The organism is Jeotgalicoccus marinus DSM 19772, assembly GCF_000425825.1.
GTDB lineage: Bacteria > Bacillota > Bacilli > Staphylococcales > Salinicoccaceae > Jeotgalicoccus > Jeotgalicoccus marinus.
Window position 1 is genome coordinate 181,925 of the sequence record NZ_AUEE01000003.1, and the last position, 26,348, is coordinate 208,272.

Below are 26,348 nucleotides of genomic sequence, written 5' to 3' on the forward strand. Positions count from 1 at the left end.
TTACAATAATAAAGGCATGCTCTCTAGAGAGCATGCCTTTATTGTGTTTCTTTGTATAAGAATGCTACGCTACTATAATGGTTCACTTCTAATGTGAAATCTGACGCCTCTTGGCCCTTCGACACTAAACATACCACCTATACCTTTTACAACATCTACTGTAATCTGAGTATGTTTCCAATATTCATATTGTTTCTCGTTCATATAGAACGGCACACCTTCAATATCTCCTAGGTGTACGTCTACATCACCAATAATCATCATCCCTTTTTTTAAACACATTGGACTAGAGCCATCACAGCAACCACCAGATTGGTGGAAGATTAACTCGCCGTGTTCTTCTTTCAACTCATTGATGAGTGTTTTGGCTTCATCTGTCGCCAGTACTTGTTCTAATACTGCCACTTAGAAGAATCCTTTCGGAGACTCACTATAACTCACTAGCAAGTTCTTAGTTTGTTGATAATGTTCTAGCATCATCTTATGGTTTTCTCGGCCAATACCACTCATCTTATATCCACCGAAGGCTGCATGGGCTGGATAGTCATGATACGTATTTACCCATACTCGACCAGCTTGTATCGCTCTTCCAAGTCTATACGCTCTATTTTGACTACGTGTCCAGACACCTGCACCTAGGCCGTACAGTGTATCATTGGCAATTTCAATTGCTTCATCGTCATCTTTATAAGTTGCTACTGCTAATACCGGTCCAAAAATTTCTTCTTGGAAGATTCTCATCTTATTGTTGCCTTTAAAGATTGTCGGTTCAAAGTAATAACCATTTGCAATATCTCCATCAAATTCTTGAAGATTACCACCTGTTAATATCTCTGCACCTTCTTTACGGCCGATATCCAGATATGAAGCAATTTTTTCTTTTTGTTCATTAGAAGTTTGAGCACCCATCATTGTATTTGGATCTAAGGGATTACCAACTTTAATCTCTTCTACTCTTTTAACGACACGTTCCATAAACGCATCAAAGATATCTTCATGCACGAGTGCTCTTGATGGACACGTACAAACTTCACCTTGGTTTAAGGCGAACATCACTAAACCTTCAATAGCTTTATCAAGATATTCATCATCTGCATCCATCACATCTTTTGCGAAGATATTCGGTGACTTACCACCAAGCTCTAAAGTAACCGGAATTAAGTTCTGACTGGCATTTTGCATGATGATACGACCCGTTGTCGTTTCACCAGTGAAAGCAATCTTATTAATACCATTATGTGTTGCTAGCGCTTGACCTGCTTCAGAACCAAAGCCGTTCACAATGTTTAAGACACCTTTTGGTAGAATGTCTTGGACTAATTCAACAAAATGTAGAATTGTCGTTGGTGTTTGTTCAGCTGGTTTTAGAACAATTGAGTTCCCTGCAGCTAAGGCTGGAGCAATTTTCCACGTTGCCATCAACAGTGGGAAGTTCCAAGGAATAATCTGTCCAACAACACCTAAAGGCTCGTGGTAGTGGTAAGCAACAGTATCATTATCTATTTGTGAAATACCACCTTCCTGCGCACGAATTACACCTGCAAAATATCTAAAGTGATCTACGACTAAAGGTAAGTCTGCATTTAAAGTTTCACGTACTGCCTTACCATTTTCAAAAGTCTCTAAAACAGCAAGTTCTTCTAAGTTTTCTTCAACACGATCTGCAATCTTCAAGAGTATATTACTACGTTCAGTTGGTGATGTTAATGCCCATGATTTTTGAGCTTCTGTTGCTGCTGCAACAGCCTTATCAACATCTTCCTGCTTAGACCGAGGTACTTTAGATACGACCTCACCTAAAACAGGTGATTCATTATCAAAGTACTCATTGTCTGATGGTGGCGTCCATTCTCCACCGATAAAGTTTTCGTATTGGCTTTTGATTTTGTACTTAGCGTCCGCTTTGTTTGGAAATTCAAATACCACTTTATTACCCCCTTCATTTATACTTTCTATCTGTATTCTAACTAATCAGACAATTGAATGTAAAGGCTTTCACCTCGTCAAATTTAAAATGGGTGAGCTTAACTTATATTCTTTCTCATAAGTCTCGCTCACCCATCCTCATTTAACAATTAAAACTGGAATTTCTGATTTTTTAACGACTTTTCGACTCAAGCTTCCCATCATTATCTCTTGTAGACTATTTAATCCTCTACTGCCTAGCGTTATAATATCGTAATCTCTGCTATTAGCGTATTTAATGACAGTTTCTTCAGGTATACCACGTTCTATAACAACGTTATAATCAACGTTACTTTCGTCGAATAGCGTTGTGATGGAATCCAGATTCGCTGGCTTCAGCCCATGTAATACTTCATCCTTCGAATGTTCAATTTCGGTAACATTCAGCACTGTTACCTTTGTTTTTTCACCGATAAAATGCATCAACTCTACTGCTGCACGAAAACTATTTTCTGAACCATCCGCTGCCAATAAAACTGATTGATACACCGTACCCCTCCTAGTTTAAGTAAGATGTTGTTCGTTTAATTCGCTTAATTCCTTCATAATTTTTCTACTATCAGCGTTAAGTTTTGAGACAAATACCATGTTCCCTTTATCTTCAAACTTTCTAACTATAGTATCAATGGCATCCACCGCAGAATCATCCCACAAATGTGCCTGTGAAAAATCTAAGTAGATATGCTTATCATAGGGTCTAAATTCTATCTGTTCAATCATTGTGTCAATTGAAGCAAAGAATACTTGCCCCACAACACGAAATGTAAAATGATGCTCTGATTCATCCATTTCGACTGATACTTTAGAAATCTTAGTCGCAAAGAATATGGCACTAAAGAATACGCCTGCCACAACACCAATCGCCAGATTATCTGTTAACAAGATTATAGCAACAGATAATAACATTACAAAGACATCCGTCCTTGGTGCAGTTCTTATATACTTGAAGGTTTTCCATTCAAAGGTACTAATAGTAACAACGACCATAATCCCTGCCAGGATCGGCATAGGGATTCGGACAACCAAATCGCCCAGTACAATAATCATCAGCATGAGCACAAAACCAGCTGTAAAAGTAGAGAGTCTCGTCGTCGCTCCTGATCTCACATTAATAACAGATTGTCCTATCATTGCACAGCCTCCCATTCCTCCAAAAAAACCTGTTACGAGGTTCGCTATACCCTGACCCCTAGACTCTCTATTTTTACTAGAGTAAGTATCAGTTGCATTATCAACGATACGTGCGGTTAATAAACTTTCCACCAAACCAACTATTGCCATAGATAGTGAATATGGGAAAATTATTTTTAAAGTTTCCAATGTAAATGGTACATCAGGAATTAAAAAGCTCGGCAATGACTTTTCAATTGCACCAAGGTCACCTACAGTTCTAACCTCAGCTCCAAATATCATGTAGGCCGCTGTTAAGGTCACTATCGCAATCAATGGAGCGGGTATAGTCCTTAAGAATTTTGGTACAACATATAAAATAATTAAAGTAATAATGAAATAAATATATGTATCAAGTGATATACCAAATATATGCTGTAGTTGTGCCATAAAAATCATGATCGCTAAGGCATTTACAAAACCAATCATAACCGAATTTGGTATGAACTTAAGTAGTTTTCCTACCTTAAATATACCTAGTAAGATTTGAATGATACCCATTAGAATCGTTGCTGCAAATAAATACTCTACACCATAATCCCGTACTAGCGGTACGACAATTAAGGCAACTGCACCAGTTGCAGCTGAAATCATTGCCGGGCGACCACCCACAAGGGATATAATGACGGCAATAAGAAATGATGCATATAAACCAACCATTGGATCTACGCCTGCGATGATTGAGAATGCGATCGCTTCTGGTATTAATGCTAGGGCAACCACTATACCAGCTAGGATGTTTGTGCCTGGAGCAGTCAACCATTCTCTTTTAAATTTTTCCAACATTTTCTAACTCCTCAAAGATTAATGCATATTATTATAGCAGATGTTTGTTTATAAAATGTTAAGATCACACTTATTTATTCGCAACATGATAAAATTTAATATAAAATAATTATATATAGTGTAAATATACGAGGAGGAGCTATCATGAGAGCTGAACTCACTAAGTTTAAAGTTAAAGAAGGAAAAAGCGAAATAGTTGATGAGTGGATTAAATACATGCAAGAGAACATGGATGATGTTTTGATGAACTTAGAAGGAGAAAAGATGTACGTAGAAACAATCTTCCGAGAGGTCTTCATGGATGTTGAATACTTATACTGGTACAGCATTCAAGCTGATGATGGTGAGAAAATCAGTGATGCAGATATCGATGAGAAACACCTAGAATATATGGATGCTTGTATCGATAAGACATTCCGACCAGCTGATATGCAAGCAGAAGTAATTATGTTACCTGATCATATCAGACAACTAATTCGCTGACCGATATCATTAAACCGGCTGACAATTTATATTTGTCAGCCGGTTTTCTTTACCTAATTTATGCATTAATCAAGTTTAATTTTCTTGCCATATCTATGACTGCGGCCGCTGCTTCTGAACCTTTATTCCCTACTTTAACACCCGCACGATCTATAGCTTGTTCAACATTCTCCGTCGTTATAACGCCAAAAATAACGGGAATACCTGTAGATAGACTAGCATTACTAATCCCTTTTGCTGTTTCGTTACATACATAATCATAATGTGTTGTGGCACCTCTTATGACACATCCTAACGTTATAACACCATCGTAACGACCTGATTCTGCTAATGTTTTGGCGATCAATGGCAATTCAAATGCACCTGGTACATGTACAGAGTCAATGTCATCATCAATCACCCCGTATTTTAACAATGTTGAATGGGCACCCTTTAATAATTGCTCTGTGATGAAACCATTAAATTCTGCAGTTACTATCGCAATTTTTAAGCCTTTTCCATCCATATTTCCCTGTAATTCATTCATAATACTTCCTCCTATAATAAATGTCCTAGTTTTTCTTTTTTAGTTCTCAAGTATGATTCATTGTGGCTGTTGGGCGGAATAATAAGTGAAGTTTGATGCACAATAATGCCCTCATTACTTAGACCAGTGACCTTCATCGGATTATTGCTATATAAATCTACTTCATTTATACCTAGATACTTCAGAATACTCCCAGCTGCATCATAACGTCTCAAATCAGCGTCGAATCCCAAATGTTCATTCGCAGTGACGGTATCATAACCCGCTTCAATATATTCATATGCTTTCAGCTTATTAATTAACCCAATGCCACGGCCTTCTTGACGCATATACAATATAACGCCGTCTTCCTTAGCCATGACTTTCATGGCAAGGTCTAGTTGCTCTCCGCAATCACAACGCTCACTCTTAAACACATCACCCGTTAGACATTCAGAATGAATTCTCACATTCATACGTTTTTTTATATCACCATGAACCAAAGCGAGATGTTCTAAACCGTCTTGGTCTGTAAAAGCATGTAACTTAAAATCACCATAGCTTGTTGGTAGAGATACTGTACTTTCATGTGATACTGTCATATTTTTTTCTATATATGCTTTTAAATCTTTAATATTTATCATCTTTAAATTGTGCCTTTTCTTATAGGGGATAAGGTCATCTAATCTTGCCATAGTGCCGTCATCATTCATAATTTCACAGATTACCCCCGCTGGTTTTGCACCAGTGAGTTTTGCTAAGTCAACTGCCGCTTCAGTATGCCCTTGTCTTTCTCTGACACCTCCGTCTTTAGCAATCAGTGGGAATACATGTCCTGGTCGATTAAAATCGCTTGTTGAAAGATGATTACTTATCAAAGCTTGAATTGTTTCATACCTTTCAAAAGCACTGATTCCTGTTGTCGAGTTCACATGGTCAACTGAAACCGTAAAAGCTGTTTGAAACTCATCGCTATTATATTCGACCATATGATTAAGACCAGCTCGTCTTGCAATTTCTTTTGAAACTGGTGCACATATAAGACCGCGACCGTGTGTTGCCATGAAATTGATTGCTTCTTCATCGATAAATTCCGTAATACCAATAAGGTCTCCTTCATTTTCTCTATTTTCATCGTCAGTCACGATAATAAGCTCGCCATTTTTTAGTGCTGCAAGTGCAGCTTCAATAGCATCAAACATGGGTCCCACCTGCCTGTTTAAACGACATTAAGTGAGCGACATGTCTGACAATCATATCCGATTCAATATTGACGTTGTCACCGACAATTCTGTTACTTAAATTCGTCTGTCTCTGAGTCTCTGGAATGATATTCAAAGTAATTCTACAACGTTCATAATCGACTTCAAATATTGTCAGGCTAATGCCGTCTATCGTTACAGAGCCTTTATGTACCATGTACTTCATAAGCATATCCGGCACTGTTATTTCAAGAACAAGGGCATCTCCGTCTATTGAAGACGTGATGATTTGACCAGTGCCCTCCACATGACCACCAACGAGATGACCACCTAAACGTTGGTCAAGTCTTAATGCTCGCTCTAGATTTACACTTTGGTTAGGTTGCAGCTGATTGAAGTTTGTAACGTTCATGGTTTCATTGACGATGTCTACTTCAAAAGTATCATTTGTAAAATTAGTAACTGTTAAACATACACCGTTAACAGCAATAGATTCACCTTGTATTAAATTTTTGAAATGAGTATTTTGTATCTTTAAAGAAGTAAGTTCCGATTGTCGATTGATCTCTAAAACCGGAGCAGTGTGTTCGATTAATCCTGTAAACATTGTCGAGTCCTCCTGTAGGTAAGCTTTATGTCTGACTCGAGTTTTTCAACGTTTTGCAATATCAGTCCATCGTGGGTATCCAAGACACCACTATGTAATTGATATTTAGAATAACCAAATATTTTCGGGGCAATGTAAATGATGAGGTCATCGAATAAGTTTTCATTTATAAATTGAGTGTGAACAGTTGTACCACCCTCAACAAGCACGGAAGAGACATTCTCTTCAATTAATATTGTTAATATTTCTGTCAAAGTGTAGTTGCCTACATATACTTTACAAGTATCCTTAAACTTCAAATTTCCTTCATTAGTCGTAAATACAATAGGTTGAACTGGGTGCTTCAATAAATTCAACGATTGATTTAAAACTTTTGAACCCAGTAGAACGATTGGTATCGGTTGTTTATCATTATCAAAAAGACGAACTGTCAATAAGGGATCATCAGCTATCAAAGTACCTGCACCGATTAAAATGCCATCATGAAGCTGTCTAATTTGATGGACATCCCTTCTTGATTCCGAGTTACTCACCCAATGACTGTCACCGTTTTGACGTGCTATCTTACCATCCAGTGTCTGTGCACACTTGAGAGTAATATAGGGTCTTTTGTTCATAAGCCTTATATTAAAAGGACGATAAAGTTCACTTGCCGCTTCATGCCTTGAATAAATCACTTCAATTCCGTGTGCTGATAATTTTTGAATGCCTGACACCTTATCATTATTATCCTTATAGGCATAATAAACACGTTTGATACCTGATTCTATTATGGCATCAGTGCAAGGCGGCGTCTTACCGTGATGCGAACATGGTTCTAAAGTAACATAGATATCCGCACCTTCTGGATCCTCAATACAAGCCTGTAACGCTGCAAGTTCTGCATGCATTTCACCACTTTTTAAATGGGAACCAGTACCAATAATGCGACCATTTTTTACGATGACCGCACCAACAGGCGGATTCATACCTGTCTGTCCAATTGCTAGTTTAGCCATTGATATAGCTATATCCATATAGTGATTCAAGTTTACCTCCTGAATATAAATAGCACCGGGAATGAAATCATCCACCGGTGCTAAAATAATGTATGCTGAATAACATTGCACAAATTGCAATGTTAAATAAACGCAAAAATTATAAAGATTTTACGCTGCTGCATTATTCTCTCTCCCATCCAGACTCTAACTGTCGGCTTCAGACTTGCACTGAATCAGCCATACGTAAAATAACGTACAGGTCGCGGGCTCTCACCGCCGGTTGGGAATTTCACCCTGCCCCGAAAGAATATTTATTCAGTTGAAAAACTCTGACTAAACTATAGTATACAAGTCGGGAAAAGGCAATCTTTTGATTTCTCAATACTTTATACTTTGTTTTCTTTATGTATAACAAGGGAAATAATAGACAAAATATTTATCTTAAGGGGATGGGTTGATGGACGACATTAACGAAAAGTTAGAAAATAAACTAGGTGAAGTTACGAGAGCTGCACACGAATTAGAAATACCTGTCATGATTTTAATTGAAGGGGCCCCCGCTTCAGGTAAATCAAGACTCGCTAATGCATTATATATGGCCCTTGATGCAAAGTATACGAACTTCATTGCAGCTAGGCCACCAAGAGAGGCTTATGTACGCTATCCATTTTTACAACGTTATTGGTATCATTTACCGCCGGAAGGCGATATCAATATCCACTTCAGAAGTTGGTATTCTCAATATATAGAGCTAAAAGATTACTACAAAGCCACACATACACCTTTTAATATGGCAGAACTAGAAGAGGATATGGAAAATTTCGAAGAAACGCTGATTAATAATGACTACGAAATCATTAAACTTTTTATTAATACAGACAAAGAAGCGCGTGAACGTCATATTAAAAAATTAAAGGGAAACCCTGTTTTAAAATGGAAAGCTGAAGAATTCCAAGGTTTACTTAAGCACCATGATTATGATGAGGAAATGTCGTATTTCATCAACAGACAAACACTTTGTCCTTGGGAAGTTGTGAATTTCCACAACAGTGACCAAGCTGTCAATGATATGTATAAAATTCTCATCGACCGTCTTGAATCAAGAATTGAACGCGCTTCTACAGCAGAAGAACCAGTTGTCGACGGTAAATTCACAAGGGATTTTGAAACGAAGCTGTTCACATTTGATTTTGACAAAGAAAAAATGAAGAAAAAAGATTATCAGAAACGATTACCCTTACTCCAAGAAAAAATGCGAGAAATTCAGTTTCAGTTATATGAACATAAAATACCTTTAATTTTAGTCTACGAAGGTATGGATGCAGCTGGGAAGGGCGGTAATATCAAACGTACAAGAGCATTACTTGACCCGACAGGATATACAAATAACGCCATAGGTGCACCGTCAGATATTGAGCTTTCTCATCATTATCTATGGCGTTTCGCTAACCGAATCCCGAGAACTGGTCATATCGGCTTCTTTGATCGAAGTTGGTATGGACGTGTTTTAGTTGAACGTGTAGAAGGTTTTGCAACTATGAGAGAGTGGCAACAGGCTTATCAAGAAATAAATGATTTTGAGAAATCCTTATCCAACGCCGGTGCAATCATAATAAAGTTCTTTCTATCTCTAGATAAAGAAGAACAGCTAGAACGATTTAGAGACCGTGAGAACACACCTGAAAAGGCTTGGAAAATTACTGAAGAGGACTGGCGAAATAGGGATAAATGGGACTTATATTTAGAAGCATCAGAAGATATGATTAATTACACATCGACTAAAATTGCACCATGGTGCATTATTTCTTCAAATAACAAGCGCTATGCACGCATTACTGCCCTTGAAACAATTATAAAAATGTGTGAATCACGCCTAAAAAAAGTGTAGTATAAGAATTATCAAACATAAGGGAGTTTAAATCATGAGATATGTGTTTTTAACAGGAACAAATAGGGGACTTGGTCAGGCAGTTGCAAACTTACTAAAGGACGACAAAATCATTAGCATTACACGTAGTCCTATAGAAAATAATACAGTTATACACCAGAGTTTTCTTACTGACTTTAATGACATCGACACCTTAGAAAATTCAATATCAGATATTTTCTCAGCTATTGAACCTAGTAATGGCGATGAAGTGTATTTACTCAATGTAGCAGGTACTGTAGACCCTGTACATTCACTAGGCAATTTAAATGGTTCTGAAATGCTAGATAACTATAAAACAAATGTTGTTGCACCAACACTACTTATCAAGGGATTCATCAATCGTCTTAAAGATTTCAAAGGTACCAAACGTATTCTAACTGTAACAAGTGGGGCTGCGGTAAACGGCATTGAGGGTTGGGGTGCTTACTGTAGTTCAAAAGCAGCTATTAATATGGTTCATGAAGTTTTAAATAAGGAGAACATACATCAAGAAAATAACATCAAGAGTGCCATATTCTACCCAGGTGTGATTGATACTGGAATGCAAGAAACTATTCGTTCTTCAGACATCAATGAATTTCCAAACCTAGATCGTTTTAAAGAATATAAGTCAAATAATGCGCTAGCAAAAGCTGAAGATGTTGCAGCTGCACTCATCAAGGTTGTAACTTCTGACGATTTCGGAAATCAAGAGAGTTACAATGTAAAAGATTATTTATAAATCGATAAAACACCGTTATAACGATAGTCATTATAACGGTGTTATTTTAGTACTGAGTCAAGTATTCTGTCATTTCCCATGACGTTACTTGCGCACTATATCTTTGCCATTCGTATAATTTATTCTCTACAAAATGATCAAATATATGTTGACCAAGAGCTTCTTGAATGACTTCATCTGCCCTTAACGCCTTAATTGCTGTATATAAAGTTGTTGGTAAATCTTCTATGTCTTCTGATTTTCTTTCTTTGTGTGACATATTATATATATTTTCATCAACAGGCGTTGTTAAATCTTTCTCTTTTTGGATACCACTTAAACCGGCTTTTAGGATGACTGCCGTCGCTAGATAAGGGTTCGCAGACGGATCAAGCGATCTTACTTCTGCTCTCGTTCCCGCACCTCTAGTACCCGGTATTCTTAAGAGCGGTGTACGGTTTCTGCCACTCCAAGCAATGTATCTTGGTGCTTCAAAACCTGAAGTTAATCGTTTATAGGAATTTACTAAAGGATTACAAATTGCAGTATAACCCCTAGCATGATCTAATAGACCGGCCATGAAGTAACGCATCTCTTCACTTAAGCCAAATTCATCATTTTTATCAAAGAATATATTATTATCATCTTTAAACAGCGATACATTATAATGCATGCCACTACCCGGTTCATTATAAAGGGGTTTTGGCATAAAGGTTACATGTAGACCATACTGATGAGCAACGGTTTTTGCAATATATTTAAACGTTTGAATGTTATCACTTGCCGTTACAGCATCGCTATATTTGAAACTGATTTCGTGCTGACTAGGACCTACTTCATGGTGGAACATTTCGACCTCAAAACCAATTTCTTTTAATGTTCTAGCAATCTTTCTACGGCACGCTTCACTTGTATCTGAAATAGACACATCAAAATAACCACTGGTGTCGTTTACTGCATTCGTCGGCTCACCATTCTCATCAAGCTTAAACAGGTAAAATTCTGGCTCAGCACCTAGGTTAAACTGGTCATAACCCATATCCTTCATCTCACTTACAATACGTTTTAAGTTACTTCTCGGATCACCTTCAAAAGGTTGATTATTAAAATCATGTACATCACAAATGAGCCTTGCCACCTTGAACTCTTCTTCCAACCAAGGGAATACTGCCCACGTGTCAAAATCGGGTTTTAAAAACATGTCTGACTCTTCAACTCGAACAAAACCTTCTACTGAAGAACCATCAAACATTGTTTGACCTTCAAGAGCTTCTTCTAATTGTTCAACAGGAATTTCCACATTTTTCAGGGCGCCTAGTATGTCAGTGAACTGAAGTTTGACATAGTCTACCTGTTCTTTTTTTGCACTTTCTAAAATATCTGAAGCAGATATTTTACTCATTAACATAATCACTCCTAATTAGATTTTAAAAATCCTTCTCATAGTTTGTATGCCCTGTAAGAATAAATCTAAACTATATATCTTCGATATCAATTTCTACTTCATCAAAATTCTTATCTCTCATAATCTTTATATAATTAGGTTTCACTTTAAGGGCAACCAGATTAGGATTATTTACAGATCCAAAAAATTCTTCATCCGCTTCTTCCCAAATATTTTCTATTACTTCTTGGTCCTTTACTATTTCCACTGATCCTGTTATTTCTACAAACGCGTGTTTTTTCTCATCATTAAACCCTAACAATACATGGACGTTAGGATTATCAATCAGCTCCTCGTATTTTCTTGACTGATCATTTGTTTTAGCATAAAGGGTTAAACCATCGTTATAAAACCACATGTAACGAGAGTCTGGAATATTGTCCTTAGCAGTTGATAATACGCCTACTTTTGATTCTTCTAAAATTTCTTTAATACGTGTCGTTATCTTTTCTATATCCATTTATATCACCCACTTTATGTAGTTAGATATCCTTTACCACATGGTAAACATATTAAATCATTTTGGATTTTTATATTTAAATATGGGTAAATAATAAATAGATAAATTATAAACGGGAGGTATTAACATGAATATAAAAGAAGAAGCAGAGCAGTTGGAAGGTTGGACTCTTGAAGATGAGAAGTTAATTAAAAAATTTAAGTTCGAAACATTCCCTGAAGGCATAGACTTCGTCAATAAGCTTGCAGAGTATGCAGAAGATGTACAACACCACCCAGGTATCAGAATTAATTATTCGACGATTACAGTTGTTTGGACTACATTCTCAACACACGAACTCAAGGAACGTGATATAGAAGGTGCCAAAGCAACAGATGAAATATATATATAAAGATCGGCTGTCCGGTTAATGAATGGCCGGGCAGCTTTTTCACCTTTAAGGAGGTTGATCATGAACGAGGAAGCAAAAAGGATACTTGAAGATGTAAAATCGTTGAAAGTACAAGTGCTAGATGATGGCCAAAAATTGCTAGACCAGTGGTCCGAATCTAACACAAGAAGTAGCTATAGTGACAGTCTTCGAAATTTAGCATATTATATGGCGTTCAGGCAGTACGATCATCGAGAAATCCAAAATAATTTAATCCCTTGGGGCGTTTCTTCTCTTGGACGCATCGAGCCCCATGTTTTGTCAAACTTAGATTCAGTAATTAAAACCTTAGGTTATATAACAGGCCATGAACAAGATGATGTTTCTTATCCAGAATATCAAGATGGCGAAAATCGATATAGCATGCTTAAACATAATACTGACCTTTTGCTTGGCAAAGGCCCTGAAATCAGGCAATCACAAATCATGGTGACTATGCCAAGTGACGCAGCAACAGACTATCAACTTGTAAAAGACCTTATAGATTCAGGCATGAATACAGCCCGTATTAATTGTGCCCACGATGACAGTAGTGTTTGGAAGAAAATGATTCACAACATAAAACAGGCGGCTAAAGAAGGGAACACAGAATGTCGTATTCTGATGGATATTAGCGGTCCTAAAGTTCGCATTAAAAATCTACTTACTTCCAAGAGAAACCCTAAATTGAAAACCGGTGAATCATTCCTCTTATCTAATGAAGATGCGATGACTTTACCAGCTAACATTGAAATTGCAGTTAACACTTCAGTACCCGAAGTCCTTAAAAATATTGATGTTGGGCAACTGATTAAGATTGACGACGGTCAAGTTGAGGCTAAGGTAACAGAGGTTCTTGACTCAGGCCTAATTTTAAAAGTGACTAAAGTAACTAAAGAAAATGGCGTTAAAATTAAGACAGAGAAAGGCATTAATTTCCCAGATGTAGATATCGATTTAAACGTCTTAACAGAAAAAGATTTAGTAGACTTAGATTTTGCTAGCCAACATGCCGATTTGATCGCTTTTTCCTTCGTTAAATCAAAAGAGGATATGGCTTTTATCGAATCGGTATTACAGGATAAGCTCCCTGATGACAATAAAGACATGCCTATTATTGCTAAAATCGAAACTGTAGAAGCCATAAAAGAATTCCCTAATATCATAGCCGAAGCCGCTTCACACAGACCTTTTGGTGTCATGCTCGCTCGTGGAGACCTCGCTGTAGAAATCGGCTATGAACGCTTGAGTGAAATTCAAGAAGAACTATTATGGATATGTGAGGCTGCACACATTCCAATGATTTGGGCAACTCAAGTATTAGAATCTCTGATTAAGAACGGTATCCCAACACGTTCAGAAATATCTGATGTTGTCGCAGGTGCAAGAGCAGAGTGTATTATGCTAAACAAGGGAGATTACATTGTAGAAGGTGTTAAAACAGTGAATGATATACTGATTAAGAGCGAAGACCATAACTATAAAAAAACAGCAATGTTAAGAGCCCTAAACATATCTAAGGCACTCTTTAATGAGTAAAGGATGAAAACTATGTCAACACTGAGTCATATACAAGCACCAAGCAATTTTGCCTATAAGAAAGAACAGGTCACCATTCATCTCCATTACACATTCACTTGTGATAATCGAATCTTTTTTTCCAAAACACAGTATAAAGATTTACTCAACCACACCTATAGATTGACGGTTGATGTGAACTCACCAATTGATGAGTCCGGTTTAGCGACTGACTTTATGGCTATTGACGCCTTATACCACAATAAAATCCGGCCGCTTTTAGATGGGCAGATATTAAATGAGACGCTAGTAAATATGAATACTACTGCGGAAAATATCGCACTATGGATCAGAGATGAATTTAACAAAATTTTAAAGCCGCAAGATGATTTAATTAAAGTCACCCTATACGAAAGTACGAATCACGGCGTGACTGTTACAAATTAACTTCACAAAAATGTGTAAGTGTACTATGATTGAGATAATCAAATATTGAAATCACCACCACTAGGGGTGCCTGTAAAGGCTGAGAATCACCCTTATCACCTGATCTAGATCATACTAGCGTAGGGAAGTGGCATATTTTTATATGCACACCATTCCGTTAGTGGTGTGTTTTTTTATTTGTAAAAATCACGGAGGTTTATTCTATGAAAAACAGCAATGTTTTAACTTTGACAGACGTATTGATCACAGTTGTCATCGCCTTAGTTTTTGCAGTACTTTATTCTCTCTGGGATGGTGTATATACCGTCTTGCAGCCCCTTGGTTTACACATCAATGAATTGGTCTATGGTATGTGGTTCATTGCTGCAATTGTAGCTTATTTAATTATTAGAAAACCGGGTGTCGCTTTACTTGCAGAATTTGCAGCAGCTTCTGGAGAAACGATCGTTCTGTTACAGTTCGATATCGTCTTAATCATGTATGGACTACTCCAAGGACTGGCATGTGAGATCATTTTCTTACTCTATAGATATAACAGTACTAAGTTATATGTAGCTGTACTCGCAGGTGTAGCAGCAGCCTTATCAACAATTCCGCTTGATTGGTATTATGGCTACCTTGGTCATTTAGAAACTTGGAACCTAATGCTGATGCTTATCTTCAGAATTATCAGTGGCGCAATCGTCGCCGGATGGTTAGGTCATAAACTCTATGAAGGTGTAAAAGGGACCGGTGTCTTAAAATATGTTGGTAAAAAACAAAGCGATTCGTCTGATGGTTTTTAATATGACTGATATAAATATCGAAAACCTTAAACTCAAATTCCCTGAGACAGAGCAGCTATTATTTTCAAACATCAATATAAGTGTTAAGAAAGGGGAAAAGGTGTTACTTGTCGGTCCTTCTGGCTCCGGTAAAAGCACCTTACTAAATGTGATGGGCGGATTGATTCCTAAAGTCATTCATACACCTGTAAAAGCAGATTATTTAGATATACCAAATGCTTCAAGCTACGTATTCCAAGACCCTGATGCCCAGTTCACCATGCCAACCGTTGAAGAAGAACTTGCATTTATCCTAGAAAACCAGAGGATTGCTCCTAGTCTGATGAACAACATGATGACTAACGCTTTAAAAAGAATTGGACTAGACGTACCTTTAGACTTATCAATTAATCAACTATCTGGTGGGATGAAACAAAAGCTATCTGTTGCTGCAGCACTCCTACAAGAACCGGACACTTTATTTTTAGATGAACCAACAAGCATGTTAGATGATGATTCTGCAAAAAATCTTTGGGAAACGATTTTATCTATTTGGTCCGACCTAACTGTTGTGATTGTAGAACACCGAGTTGAATATATTTGGGATAAGGTCGACCGTGTCATCCTAATGAATGATGATGGAGAAATTATTCTCGATAAAGATCCAAAATTTGTACTAAGTCACCACGTTGACTTACTTAATGAATACGGCGTCTGGCATCCAATGTCGTGGAACCAAGCACCACAATTTGTACAAAGTAATAAAGACGGAGCGCCTTTATTAGAAATTAGAGATATGAAAATAGACAGACGCGGCATTGATATACTTTACATTGATCATTTACACATAAGGTCTCGGCAATGGCTTACATTAGAAGGTCCAAATGGTGCGGGTAAATCAAGTTTTCTTAGTGCATTGATGAAGTTGATTCCCCATCAAGGACAAATTATCTATAAGAATAAGCTTGTAAAGAAAACAAAGGATATCATCGGAGATGTCTACCCAGTTTTTCAAAATCCAGAACTGCAATTTATAACTCATAGAGTTTATGACGAAATATATATCAATATGGAACACCGATATGATGAGAATCTAGCAAAACAGAAGACAGAAGATATTTTAAAAATGTTTTCGCTAGAACATTCTGCCCATCTAAATCCACTAGAATTATCCACAGGGCAAAAGAGACGCTTAAGTGTGGCAACAGCATTAGGTGGCATACCTGATTTGTTGTTATTAGATGAGCCGACTTTTGGACTGGATCAAAAAAACACGTTCTTTATGCTGGAACTTTTTGATGAATTGGTTAAAGCTGGTACAACAATAATTATGATTACCCATGACGTGAATATTCAAACGCGTTATCCATCCCGTCGTTTAGAAATTCTGGATGGCATGATCCTAGAAAAGGACACACACAATGTTCGATAGCATTAAGAATAAAGATACTTTCGTTCATAACGTTAACCCAGTTACCAAAATTATCGCAGCTGCTGCACTTTTTGTGATTGTCGTCTTTACTCATAACCCGAATACCTTGCTTTATTTTGTATGTATAATGGCGATACTATTGTTTACCTTAAGTGGTATCCAATGGCGTTATTTATGTATTCTATTAGGCGTTATTTTAGTGTCCGGTTTATTATCCAGCACCTATATGATTCTATACGGAAAGGGCGATACAACCTTATTTAAATTAGGTATCATCCATGTTACAGAAGAGAGTTTTATCCGTGGTATTCATATCACCATGAGAGGCGTTATTTTATCGTTATTTGGCGCATTAGTAATCTTCACTTTAAAGATTACGGATGTATTTTATGCTTTGATGATTCATTTCAAAATAAAGTCAAAATATGCCTATTCTTTTATGGCAGCTATCAATATGATTCCATTAATTTTCTCAGAATATGTACAGTTAAGACGTGCTAGAAAAGTTCGTGCACCTTTAATAGATAAGAAACGCATTTCTGGTTTTAAAGGACTAAGAATGACAATCGTTACCTTGATGAGCCAAAGTATACGTCGAGCATATCGCCTAGGTATTGCTATGGAGTCCAAAGGGTTCAGTGATAATCAGAGAACCTACTACCGACAAACAACTTTTTCCTTTAATGATATATTCTTTGTCATTACTATTTTAATCGCTCTATTAATCTCATCGTATTTAGGCATAAACTACCCTATCTTTAATACTAGTGATGCAAGATAAATCCCTTTGAATTTTAAAAGGGATTTTTACTATTGTTAAGAGTTTATTTATTTTTCAATAATTCTTTTATCTCATGATATTATTTAAGTGAAAAATATGATTCTTACTGCACTCTAGTTCATTACATTATGTGGGGGAATATAATAATGTCTAAACTTAAAGTACTTGTGATCACTGGCTCTTTTGGTAACGGTCATCTAATGGTAAGCAATACTTTAAACAAGGCGCTCAATGACTATGATATCGACGTTGTAACACACGATCTTTATTTAGAGGCTCACCCTTTATTAACCCGACTTATTAAAGACTGGTACTTAAAGTGCTTTACTCACTTCAAACCGACCTACAAGTTTTTCTATTATGCCCGTCAGGAAAAACTAAACACTTGTTTCTACAAAAAATATGGTTTAGCTTATTTAAAAAATATAATTGATAAGCATAATCCAGACCTCATTTTAAATACTTTCCCAACACCTGTTTTAAGTCTCATTAAAGAAGAATTCGGCCTAGATATCCCAATTCATACAGTGATTACAGATTACTGTGTGCACAAAAATTGGGTAGTTAATAATACTGATGTCTATTATGTTGCTACAGAAAAAATGAAGAGCGACTTAATTAAAAAAGGTGTTTTACCTGAGATGATCAAAGTCACGGGTATTCCTATCAGTAAAGAATTCAAGATTAAAACTGACAGGAATGCTTGGCTAAACAAATTCAACTTATCAACAGACAAAAACACTATTCTCGTGTGTACAGGTTCGCTCGGCCTTCTAAAAGGGTTTAAGAAGTACGTGAAGAAAACAGCTACTAAAAATGATAATCAAGTCATCATTATCTGTGGTAAAAACGATATTTTAAGAGAACAACTTAAATTAGAATTTCACAACTATAAGAATATACTCATCATTGGCTATACAACAAATATGAATCATTGGATGTCATGTGCAGATATCATGATTACAAAACCTGGAGGCATTACCCTAACAGAAGCCCTAGCGACTGAGACACCTGTAATCCTATATAAACCGACTCCTGGCCAAGAGATGGAAAATGCTCTGTATTTCCAAGAAAAGAAATTAGCCCTTGTTGCAAACAATCGAAAAGAACTAAAAGAATATACAGAGCATTTACTAGCTGATAAAAATTTCATCCATTCGATTAAAACGGAGATGCGTAGAGTAAGAACTTCTAGTTCAGCTGAATCCATCATAGAAAATCTTGTTTAAATATAAATGAGAGTGCCGTACGTTCAATATCAGAACATACAGCTCTCTTTTGTCTATATTATTCTTTGAATTGCATTGATTAGAAGCTTGTTTTCTCTTTGACTCGGTAACCATATCCTTTTCCTTAAGAGATTATCTAATATTGTTTCATCACCAGTTTTAAAGTACTCGTAGACTTGTCCAAATACAACATATAAACTCGTATTCACTTCATTAAATATCTCAATTTCTTTATCATCAATTTGATGTCCATCGGCTGCTTTATATAACAATTGAAACGCTTTGATAAGCTTATAATTCAGCGTCTCAGAATCATGAAGTTCAGTTTGATACACTTGTGTAATTTCATTACTATCCACATGACGTTCAACCCACGCAATGTTACTCGCATAAGTAGAAATAATATCTCGATCTCTATCAAGCTCTTCTAAAATACGTGTACTACTAACTTCAGAATCATAAATATAGTTCATAGAGTCGTAGAATTTCAGTTCATCATTTTTTCCACGTAATAAGTTCCAAATGCTTTTACCATCTGCTGCAAATGGATTTAGACCAGTAACGACACCAATAATTATGTTCATCCATATAGCAAAATTTAAAATATAGCTATCTAAACTAAAGAGTTGATCGATTAATAACAGGACTAACACTGAAATTAAATTGAATATGAACCCCCCTGAATTCAGCCAGATTATATCATGCTTTGTAATATGACCTTTTCTTAACGGTTTATAGGCAAGCATTGCACCAAAACTAAAGTACATCGGAACCTTAAAAAAGTATCTGCCATTCATATACATTCCGGGTAAACCAGAAATAAATGCAATTCTCATACCTCTACATTTAGCAATAAAACAATGGCCAAGTTCATGAAAAATAACAGTAGCCATCCAAACAGTAATAAGTAAAGCGATCAATATGCCATTTAAGTCAAAAAAGAGGTCAGCCAATGGTAGCACAAGATAAATGATTAAAATTACAATTAGATTACTTGAAAAGAAATTCATCATGAATCATTCCTTTTTTAGAATTAGGAGGAAAACATGAGAAAGCTAATCAATATCACAATAATAAGTAGAATAGGAAAGGTAAGGTAGGTGATGACAATATCACTGAAACGTTTCTTCTTTTTAATGTCCTTACCATCGTAAAAATCAATTAACTGACGGTAGGTATATATACCTTCTTTACGTTTTAGAATCTCAATGGGTATAGAAGCACCAATCGCAAGTATATACAATACAATAGACGTGATTAATAACACACGATTGTCCAAAAGCATTGCAGGAACAAATAAGAAGGCAGAAACGATTGCCGAAATTAACATGATATTAGACCAAATTGTCCATTTCTTTTGCTCAGTTTTATCTCGTAAATACTGAATATCTCCTTTAATTAATTCATCAACTGAAACATCAAACAAGATACTAAGCATCATTAAATTATGCACATCTGGGTAACTTCGATTATTCTCCCAGTTCGAGATTGTTTGACGTGAAACAAAAAGTTTTTCAGCTAAGTCTTCTTGAGAGTAACCATCTCGATCTCTAAATTTCTTAATCTGCTTATTAAGTTCCATTTAGTTTTCTCCTAATTTCAAAGTAATTATCTTATAACAATATTAACACCAATCGTCTTTTACATTTTCAAAATACAGTGTCTAAATACTTTTACATACTAAATATATCGCAATTATAACGCTATATGTTATAATATAATGCATAGCATTATTTTTAATTTTACCCCTTGTCATTTGCAGTTATAGAATAAATATGTCAGACTCAAAGTTCGGAATCTATTTTTAGGAGATGAAGACATGAACATTCATAAACTAGTTAAAGTTCTTGCTTCTGCTGGAATTGCAGCTACAGTTGTCACAGGCTTACAAATCGATAATGAGATTAACACCAATAACACAATACAAGCCGCTGAAAAAGAAAACAGTAATACCAATTATAAATACCAAGGTGATACTGGCTTTGGTGATGGGCAATTCCTTTTAAATGATGCCTTTACTAAGACATTAGAGGAAGATGGTACACTTGCTTTTAATGGTCATGAAATTGAAGCTTCTAAAGCAGATTATGAGAAAGTTAAAGATGAACAATCTGAGTTTGTAGAAGAAAATGATCAGAAGTTTACTGTACGTGGGGATAGTGTAACTAAGGTTGTTTTCCCTATACAAGATGAGCAATTAGAAATCGATGATATCATCGATTCATACGGTGATGACTACGAACTTATTGAGCATAAAAATAAACCATACGACACCTATGTATTTAAACTTGGTGATCAAGAAGACGAAGATGAAAAGAGTGTGATTGCCTTTAACGTAGAAGATGATTATGTCGTCCAAACTGTAATTGGCTACAGCAGCTCATATTAATATTCAAAAAGGATCTCACTCGTGAGATCCTTTTTTGTGTCATTCGTTTATACATTTGAATATTCCGCTTCAAAACGCTTAGATTTCTTTACAGTGGATAATATTAATACTCCAATACCTAGAAGAACAAGGATAAGACCAAACCAAGATAAAGGTGACATCGCTTCACCCAACATAAACACACCTAACATTGTTGCAGTCAGAGGTTCTGCTAGGGATAAGGTTACAGCAGTTGATGAATCAACATTAGCTAACCCTCTAGCAAACATGAAATAGGCGATACCTGTTACAATGACGCCTAAGTACAAACCAGTGATTAATCCATCAGATGTGAAAACCCAAGTCGCATGGAAGATAAATAAAAATGGCGATAACATCAATCCACTAATCGTAAATACTACTGCCACAGCAGGTAGGGCTGGAATACTAGAAACGACTTTCTTATTTATTATTGTATAGCTTGCAAAGCTCAATCCTGCACCAAGTGCGAGTAAAATCCCTCTAGGATTTACTTGGGTCGTACCTTGATTCGAGAATAGAAGAATCACTCCAACGACTGATAGTAGGGTGGAAATCCACCATGTTTTGCTTGGCTTCTTTCTTAAAATTATCATCTCAATTAAACCTGCGAGAACCGGAGAACTACCTATGGCTACGACTGTCCCAATCGCAACACCTGTTAAAGATACAGCTGAAAAAAAGAATGGCTGAAATAGTGCCATACATAAAGCTGCACCAATGACTATTTTATATGGAATTTCATTAAGTCTTAGTCTTCGAGTGGCTAAGACTAACATTAACAAGAATCCTCCACCTATAAATAGTCTGACTGCACCGATCGAAATGGGATGTACCTCACTAGGTGCTAAGGCCTGTGCAGTCCCAGCCGTACCCCAAAGAATCGCTGCGAATAATATGAGCAGTGGGCTCAAAATTTTAATCATATTAATCACCTCATAAAATCTCTATTACGAGTATCATATCTCGTTACATAGAAACCTTCCTTACAGTTTTAAACATATGATTTATCTTTTCTTAAGCTCTTTAAAAGCATGAGGTGACATGCCTTGTGCCTTTACGAACCAGCGTGTGAACGACGACACATTATCATAGCCAATTTCTCCCGCAATTCGTGTGATAGTCCAAGATGAGAATTGTAAGAGTCTTTTAGCCTCTAATAAGCGCAATTCATCTAAATACGCTTTTACACTTTTCCCCGTTTGTTTTTTAAACCACTTCGAATAGTATGAAGGATGATAATTTTCCTCAGCAGCCAACCTTTCAATACTGACCCTATCTTTATAATTTTTATGAATGTAATCAATAGATTTTGGTGTAGTTGTATCTAACTTATCCACTACATAATTGGTTAAATTTGCAATCGCATTATTTGCTGTTTCGTTCATTAATAATTGTTTTACTGATACCCACTGCGTATTCATCTCAACATACATATCTCTCGTTTCACCTGGTAACATATTATTTGGAATATCCAAGACTAAAAACTCATTCTGATCAGTTGAGTGAAAGGTATGTTTACTTTTTGGAGCTAAATAGTAAACATAGTCTGGTGTTAGTTTCACCTGTTGCTCAATCGTCTTTAAATCCATTGAGCCATACAAAGGAAATAATAGCTGTCCATGTTCGTGAAAGTGTGATGTGACGTCATTCGTGTAAATTCTTTTCTCACAGGTAATATCTAAAGTCATGGTCCTCCCCCTTTATTACGAACAAATCTTGCGCTTTGTTTCATCAAATCATAATTGAACAATAAACACCATTTTTTAGACTTATTCATAAAAATTAGGCTATCCCCTTGGATAGCCTATTTATGAAACTTATTTATTATTGTTATCTTCACGCATCTTATCGATTAATTTTTGCATTTCATCGATATAGTCTTCTTTTTCTTCTTCAGTCGCTTCGATGTTCATATCGCCTTGTTCTTCTTGACGTTTCATCTCATCGACTTCTTTTTGAGTAATCACTTCACCATCTGGTGTCATATATTTCTTATTCATATTACGCGTTTCTTTGTCGATATAACTATAGAAAATAGGAATGACAAATAGTGTGAAGAAGGTACTACTTACAAGACCTCCGATTACAACTATACCCATCGGTGCAATCATTTCTCCGCCTTCGCCAATACCTATAGCAAGTGGTAACATACCTAGTGCTGTCGTTAGGGCTGTGATTAGTATTGGACGGAAACGATGTTGCACACTGAGTTCAAGTGCATCAATTGTTGGAATTCCTTTTTCTTTCTGCTGATTAGTATAATCCACCAGCAATATGGAGTTATTGACCACAATACCCAGCAACATGATAATACCGACAAAGGATACAATACTGAGTGGACTATTCGTTACAATCAGTCCGAGCGCAATACCAATGATAGTCAATGGCATTGCAATAATAACAATGAATGGATGTCTGAATGACTCAAACTGAGCTGCCATAACTAAGTAGATAAAGACAATCCCTAGGACAATTGCAAGAAGGATTTGTGGAATGGCATCTCCAAGCATTTCTAAATCTCCACCCACTGAATAGTGTGTATCATCACTAAAGTCTGCATCATCTACTATATTTTGGACATAGGTACCCGCTTCATTTAATGACATAGAAGAATCGTAGTTTACTGTGAGTTCGCTAGTTTCTTCCTGACTATCTCTATTAATTAACGGTAGAGTTTCAGTTTCAACTAACTCTGCAACCTCACTAACCTGAACATATTCACCTTCAGCATTAGCAATTTCTAGATTTCTAAAGTTATTTACACTTTCTAAATAACTATCTGGGTACTTCACATTTATCGTTAAGAAATCATTTTCACCTTCTACTGTAGAAGATTCTATACCATTGGAAGCTTCATAAAGTGCTTGACCAATTTGAGCTGGCTGTAAACCATTCTCTCTAGCCGCTTCACGGTTAACATTGATCTGCATCTCGGAAACCAGATCTTCACGACTAGATGTCACACTGTCAATCTGATCATCTTCTTCTAAAGCACTAATTATTGCTGTTTCTGATTTCTTCAATCTTTCTGAATCATCATCAGATACATTCAACATCAAGGTATTCGGTTCTGATGACATACCTGATTGAGACATAGGAATCACATTGATATCAGCTGATTCATCTAGGGATTCCACATCGCTTTCAATATCTTCTATGAATTCATTTGTCGTCACATTACGCTCATTTTGACTAACAAGCGTTGCCGTAACACTAGCCTTGTTTGTCTCTTCAGTCATCGACATCATTGGTTGAGAAGAGCCAACGTTACTAAGGTACATATCAATTTCAGAATAATCTTCTAAGTAATTCTCAATTTCTTGCACTGTTTCTAGAGTGTCTTCATAAATAGTACCTTGTTCTTTTTCAATTTCAATCGTAATGGCACCTTCATCACTTTCAGGCATCAAAGTCATACCTTGGTTAAAGATAGCTAGTAAACCTAGTGCCATTAGTATAGTCGTGATGAAAAGAACTAAGAGACGATGTTTTAAGGTCCAACGCGTCGCAAGCGTCAACCACTTCATATATGGTCTTTCCTGTCTGACTTTTTCCATGTTCTGTTTAGGTGCGCTTAAAATACGGCTTGCAATCATGGGAACAACAGTTAAGGCGACAAACAACGATGCAAATAAACTAAACACTACTGTAATCGCAAGTGGTGTAAATAGTTGTCCAACTAAACCACTAACAAACACAACCGGCAAGAACACAGCCGCTGTTGTTAAAGTTGATGCAATAATAGCAGATGCAACTTCTTTTGTACCATCACTTGCAGCTTGTTTGGAGTTTTTGCCCATAGATAGATGCCTATATATATTTTCAATAACAACTACAGCATTATCCACTAGCATACCAATACCGAGTGCCAAACCACCTAGTGTCATTAAGTTTATACTTATATCTGTAAAGAATAATAGCGCAAAAGTTGTTATGACTGAGAATGGTATTGCTAAACCAATAATCAGCGGTGCTTTTAAATTTCTAAGAAAAGCGAAGAGTACAACCATAGCAAGTATTGCACCGGAAATAAGTGACGTATAGACACTATTTATTGCAAGATCAATATACTCACCTTCATCATAAAGTGATTCAACTGTTAGGTTACTAAATTCATCTTCAGAAAGTTTTTCTTCAAGAACTTTATTAAACTCTTTATTAACTTGCGACGCATTCGCATCTGAAGCGAGCATCACGTCTATAGATAAGGCCTCACCTTGATTCAATCTTGTGATGGAGTTTGAGTCCTGTGCTTCAACAGATACATCTGCGATATCATCTAGAGTGAGTGTCCCGCCATCAGGTATGTCCGTAATAACTAATTCGCGTAAGGCTTCAACACTGTCAATATTACTAACCGTACGCGTCGTTATAGATGTACGTTCTTCTTCATCGACAATCGTAGCATTTGGTATCGATATGTTATTTGCTTCGATTAATCCTGCCACATCACTCTGGCTCATGTTGACTTCTTCAAGTGCGTCGATATCTAAGTTCACTTGAATCTCTTGAGTCACTGCACCATTCTCAGTGATTGATGCGACCCCTTCGATATTTTCAAGCTCTGTAATTAAGTCTTCCACTTGATCTTGGTAATCAACAACACTTTCTCCTTCAGAAGTGACTGCCAGTTGAATACTAGGCAACATAGAGATATCAAATTCTAAAAAGGACGGTGATTCTGCTTGTTCAGGTAATTCAACTGCATCAATCGCCCTTCTAATATCACTTTCTACATCTTCAATCTGCATATCATAGTCAAATTCCATAATAACAACTGAAGAGTTTTCCTGTGACTGAGAAGAAATATTACTTAAACCATTTATAGACGACAATTCAGATTCTAACGGTACTGTAACGTCTTCCATCACTTCCTCAGGCCCAGCACCTTGGTAAGTTGTTGCTACCGCGGCAATAGGAGGTTCAATCGGTGGCATTAGCTGCAAAGGGAGTCTTGTTAATGAGACTGCACCTAAGAGCATAAGTATTATCATAACGACGATTGTAAATTTAGGTCGTCTTATAGAAAAATCAGATAGCTTCAATTATTTTTCGCCCCTCATTATTTTTATTGTATTTGTATGTATCCAACAACGTGTTGTACAATTCTATATATTAAACTAAAA

26 protein-coding genes and 2 riboswitches are annotated in these 26,348 nt (G+C 36.5%); of the genes, 11 read left to right on the top strand and 15 right to left on the bottom strand.

Annotated features, from left to right (window positions below):
* Positions 1 to 72: 72 nt before the first annotated feature.
* The 4 genes from H624_RS0101035 to H624_RS0101050 form a co-directional block, all read right to left on the bottom strand.
* Positions 73 to 405: a DUF779 domain-containing protein gene (locus H624_RS0101035; protein ID WP_026865917.1), complete on the bottom strand. Its 333-nt coding sequence runs from the start codon at positions 403 to 405 to the stop codon at positions 73 to 75.
* Complete coding sequence (exaC, locus tag H624_RS0101040) at positions 406 to 1,926, bottom strand: acetaldehyde dehydrogenase ExaC (RefSeq protein WP_026865918.1); 1,521 nt, start codon at positions 1,924 to 1,926, stop codon at positions 406 to 408.
* A 138-nt stretch (positions 1,927 to 2,064) separates the two neighbouring features.
* Positions 2,065 to 2,454 carry a universal stress protein gene (locus H624_RS0101045; protein ID WP_026865919.1) on the bottom strand — a complete coding sequence of 130 codons (390 nt, stop codon included), beginning with the start codon at positions 2,452 to 2,454 and terminating at the stop codon, positions 2,065 to 2,067.
* A gap of 15 nt (positions 2,455 to 2,469) precedes the next feature.
* The gene (locus H624_RS0101050; RefSeq protein WP_026865920.1) at positions 2,470 to 3,921 is read right to left on the bottom strand and encodes a SulP family inorganic anion transporter; all 1,452 of its coding nucleotides are present in this window, start codon (positions 3,919 to 3,921) and stop codon (positions 2,470 to 2,472) included.
* Positions 3,922 to 4,065: 144 nt separating this feature from the next.
* On the opposite strand from H624_RS0101050, the gene H624_RS0101055 reads away from it, so the two are divergent.
* The gene (locus H624_RS0101055; protein ID WP_026865921.1) at positions 4,066 to 4,404 is read left to right on the top strand and encodes a DUF6176 family protein; all 339 of its coding nucleotides are present in this window, start codon (positions 4,066 to 4,068) and stop codon (positions 4,402 to 4,404) included.
* Between the two features lie 58 nt (positions 4,405 to 4,462).
* On the opposite strand, the gene ribH is transcribed toward H624_RS0101055, so the two are convergent.
* The 4 genes from ribH to ribD are packed head-to-tail and all read right to left on the bottom strand — an operon-like array spanning position 4,463 to position 7,734.
* Complete coding sequence (gene ribH / locus H624_RS0101060; protein ID WP_026865922.1) at positions 4,463 to 4,930, bottom strand: 6,7-dimethyl-8-ribityllumazine synthase; 468 nt, start codon at positions 4,928 to 4,930, stop codon at positions 4,463 to 4,465.
* Between the two features lie 11 nt (positions 4,931 to 4,941).
* Complete coding sequence (locus H624_RS0101065; RefSeq protein ID WP_026865923.1) at positions 4,942 to 6,111, bottom strand: bifunctional 3,4-dihydroxy-2-butanone-4-phosphate synthase/GTP cyclohydrolase II; 1,170 nt, start codon at positions 6,109 to 6,111, stop codon at positions 4,942 to 4,944.
* Positions 6,104 to 6,718 carry a riboflavin synthase gene (locus H624_RS0101070; protein ID WP_026865924.1) on the bottom strand — a complete coding sequence of 205 codons (615 nt, stop codon included), beginning with the start codon at positions 6,716 to 6,718 and terminating at the stop codon, positions 6,104 to 6,106. Before H624_RS0101070 ends, H624_RS0101065 begins: the two co-directional genes overlap by 8 nt.
* Positions 6,703 to 7,734: a bifunctional diaminohydroxyphosphoribosylaminopyrimidine deaminase/5-amino-6-(5-phosphoribosylamino)uracil reductase RibD gene (ribD, locus tag H624_RS0101075; protein ID WP_035855472.1), complete on the bottom strand. Its 1,032-nt coding sequence runs from the start codon at positions 7,732 to 7,734 to the stop codon at positions 6,703 to 6,705. Before ribD ends, H624_RS0101070 begins: the two co-directional genes overlap by 16 nt.
* A 145-nt stretch (positions 7,735 to 7,879) precedes the next feature.
* A riboswitch (FMN riboswitch) is annotated at positions 7,880 to 8,009 on the bottom strand.
* Positions 8,010 to 8,155: 146 nt separating this feature from the next.
* Between ribD and H624_RS0101080 the strand changes: the two genes are divergently transcribed.
* On the top strand, positions 8,156 to 9,586 hold the full coding sequence (locus H624_RS0101080; protein ID WP_026865926.1) for a phosphate--AMP phosphotransferase: 1,431 nt from the start codon (positions 8,156 to 8,158) through the stop codon (positions 9,584 to 9,586).
* Between the two features lie 34 nt (positions 9,587 to 9,620).
* On the top strand, positions 9,621 to 10,349 hold the full coding sequence (locus H624_RS0101085) for an SDR family NAD(P)-dependent oxidoreductase (protein ID WP_026865927.1): 729 nt from the start codon (positions 9,621 to 9,623) through the stop codon (positions 10,347 to 10,349).
* A gap of 46 nt (positions 10,350 to 10,395) precedes the next feature.
* Here the strand turns inward: H624_RS0101085 and glnA are convergent, their stop codons facing one another.
* Positions 10,396 to 11,730, bottom strand: a complete 1,335-nt coding sequence (gene glnA, locus H624_RS0101090) for a type I glutamate--ammonia ligase (RefSeq protein WP_156889120.1) — start codon at positions 11,728 to 11,730, stop codon at positions 10,396 to 10,398.
* A 73-nt stretch (positions 11,731 to 11,803) separates the two neighbouring features.
* Positions 11,804 to 12,232, bottom strand: coding sequence for a pyridoxamine 5'-phosphate oxidase family protein (locus tag H624_RS0101095; protein WP_026865929.1), 429 nt, complete (start codon positions 12,230 to 12,232; stop codon positions 11,804 to 11,806).
* Positions 12,233 to 12,359: 127 nt separating this feature from the next.
* On the opposite strand from H624_RS0101095, the gene H624_RS0101100 reads away from it, so the two are divergent.
* The 7 genes from H624_RS0101100 (at position 12,360) to H624_RS11415 (ending at position 18,812) form a co-directional block, all read left to right on the top strand.
* Positions 12,360 to 12,623: a 4a-hydroxytetrahydrobiopterin dehydratase gene (locus H624_RS0101100; RefSeq protein WP_035855308.1), complete on the top strand. Its 264-nt coding sequence runs from the start codon at positions 12,360 to 12,362 to the stop codon at positions 12,621 to 12,623.
* Positions 12,624 to 12,683: 60 nt separating this feature from the next.
* The gene (locus H624_RS0101105; RefSeq protein ID WP_026865931.1) at positions 12,684 to 14,180 is read left to right on the top strand and encodes a pyruvate kinase; all 1,497 of its coding nucleotides are present in this window, start codon (positions 12,684 to 12,686) and stop codon (positions 14,178 to 14,180) included.
* A 12-nt stretch (positions 14,181 to 14,192) separates the two neighbouring features.
* Positions 14,193 to 14,606 (top strand): 6-pyruvoyl trahydropterin synthase family protein, encoded by a 414-nt coding sequence (locus H624_RS0101110; RefSeq protein WP_026865932.1) that lies wholly within the window; start codon positions 14,193 to 14,195, stop codon positions 14,604 to 14,606.
* A gap of 52 nt (positions 14,607 to 14,658) precedes the next feature.
* Positions 14,659 to 14,749, top strand: a riboswitch (TPP riboswitch).
* Positions 14,750 to 14,809: 60 nt separating this feature from the next.
* Positions 14,810 to 15,391 carry an ECF transporter S component gene (locus tag H624_RS0101115; protein WP_026865933.1) on the top strand — a complete coding sequence of 194 codons (582 nt, stop codon included), beginning with the start codon at positions 14,810 to 14,812 and terminating at the stop codon, positions 15,389 to 15,391.
* Positions 15,351 to 16,802: an ABC transporter ATP-binding protein gene (locus tag H624_RS0101120; protein WP_240921807.1), complete on the top strand. Its 1,452-nt coding sequence runs from the start codon at positions 15,351 to 15,353 to the stop codon at positions 16,800 to 16,802. Before H624_RS0101115 ends, H624_RS0101120 begins: the two co-directional genes overlap by 41 nt.
* Entirely contained in the window at positions 16,792 to 17,583 is a 792-nt protein-coding gene (locus H624_RS0101125) for an energy-coupling factor transporter transmembrane component T family protein (protein WP_026865935.1), read from the top strand. Before H624_RS0101120 ends, H624_RS0101125 begins: the two co-directional genes overlap by 11 nt.
* Positions 17,584 to 17,729: 146 nt before the next feature.
* Positions 17,730 to 18,812 (top strand): MGDG synthase family glycosyltransferase, encoded by a 1,083-nt coding sequence (locus tag H624_RS11415; protein ID WP_051220431.1) that lies wholly within the window; start codon positions 17,730 to 17,732, stop codon positions 18,810 to 18,812.
* Positions 18,813 to 18,865: 53 nt separating this feature from the next.
* On the opposite strand, the gene H624_RS0101135 is transcribed toward H624_RS11415, so the two are convergent.
* Together H624_RS0101135 and H624_RS0101140 are read right to left on the bottom strand one after the other, a co-directional pair.
* Entirely contained in the window at positions 18,866 to 19,825 is a 960-nt protein-coding gene (locus H624_RS0101135) for a zinc metalloprotease (protein WP_026865936.1), read from the bottom strand.
* Positions 19,826 to 19,845: 20 nt separating this feature from the next.
* Complete coding sequence (locus H624_RS0101140; RefSeq protein ID WP_026865937.1) at positions 19,846 to 20,394, bottom strand: helix-turn-helix domain-containing protein; 549 nt, start codon at positions 20,392 to 20,394, stop codon at positions 19,846 to 19,848.
* Between the two features lie 237 nt (positions 20,395 to 20,631).
* On the opposite strand from H624_RS0101140, the gene isaB reads away from it, so the two are divergent.
* The gene (isaB, locus tag H624_RS0101145; protein WP_026865938.1) at positions 20,632 to 21,201 is read left to right on the top strand and encodes an immunodominant staphylococcal antigen IsaB family protein; all 570 of its coding nucleotides are present in this window, start codon (positions 20,632 to 20,634) and stop codon (positions 21,199 to 21,201) included.
* Positions 21,202 to 21,248: 47 nt separating this feature from the next.
* Here isaB and H624_RS0101150 read toward each other — a convergent pair whose 3' ends face one another.
* The 3 genes from H624_RS0101150 to H624_RS0101160 all read right to left on the bottom strand — a co-directional run bounded on the left by H624_RS0101150 (position 21,249) and on the right by H624_RS0101160 (position 26,267).
* On the bottom strand, positions 21,249 to 22,145 hold the full coding sequence (locus H624_RS0101150; RefSeq protein ID WP_026865939.1) for a DMT family transporter: 897 nt from the start codon (positions 22,143 to 22,145) through the stop codon (positions 21,249 to 21,251).
* Positions 22,146 to 22,226: 81 nt separating this feature from the next.
* Complete coding sequence (locus tag H624_RS0101155) at positions 22,227 to 22,910, bottom strand: AraC family transcriptional regulator (RefSeq protein ID WP_026865940.1); 684 nt, start codon at positions 22,908 to 22,910, stop codon at positions 22,227 to 22,229.
* A gap of 129 nt (positions 22,911 to 23,039) precedes the next feature.
* Positions 23,040 to 26,267, bottom strand: coding sequence for an efflux RND transporter permease subunit (locus H624_RS0101160; RefSeq protein WP_026865941.1), 3,228 nt, complete (start codon positions 26,265 to 26,267; stop codon positions 23,040 to 23,042).
* Positions 26,268 to 26,348: the final 81 nt, after the last annotated feature.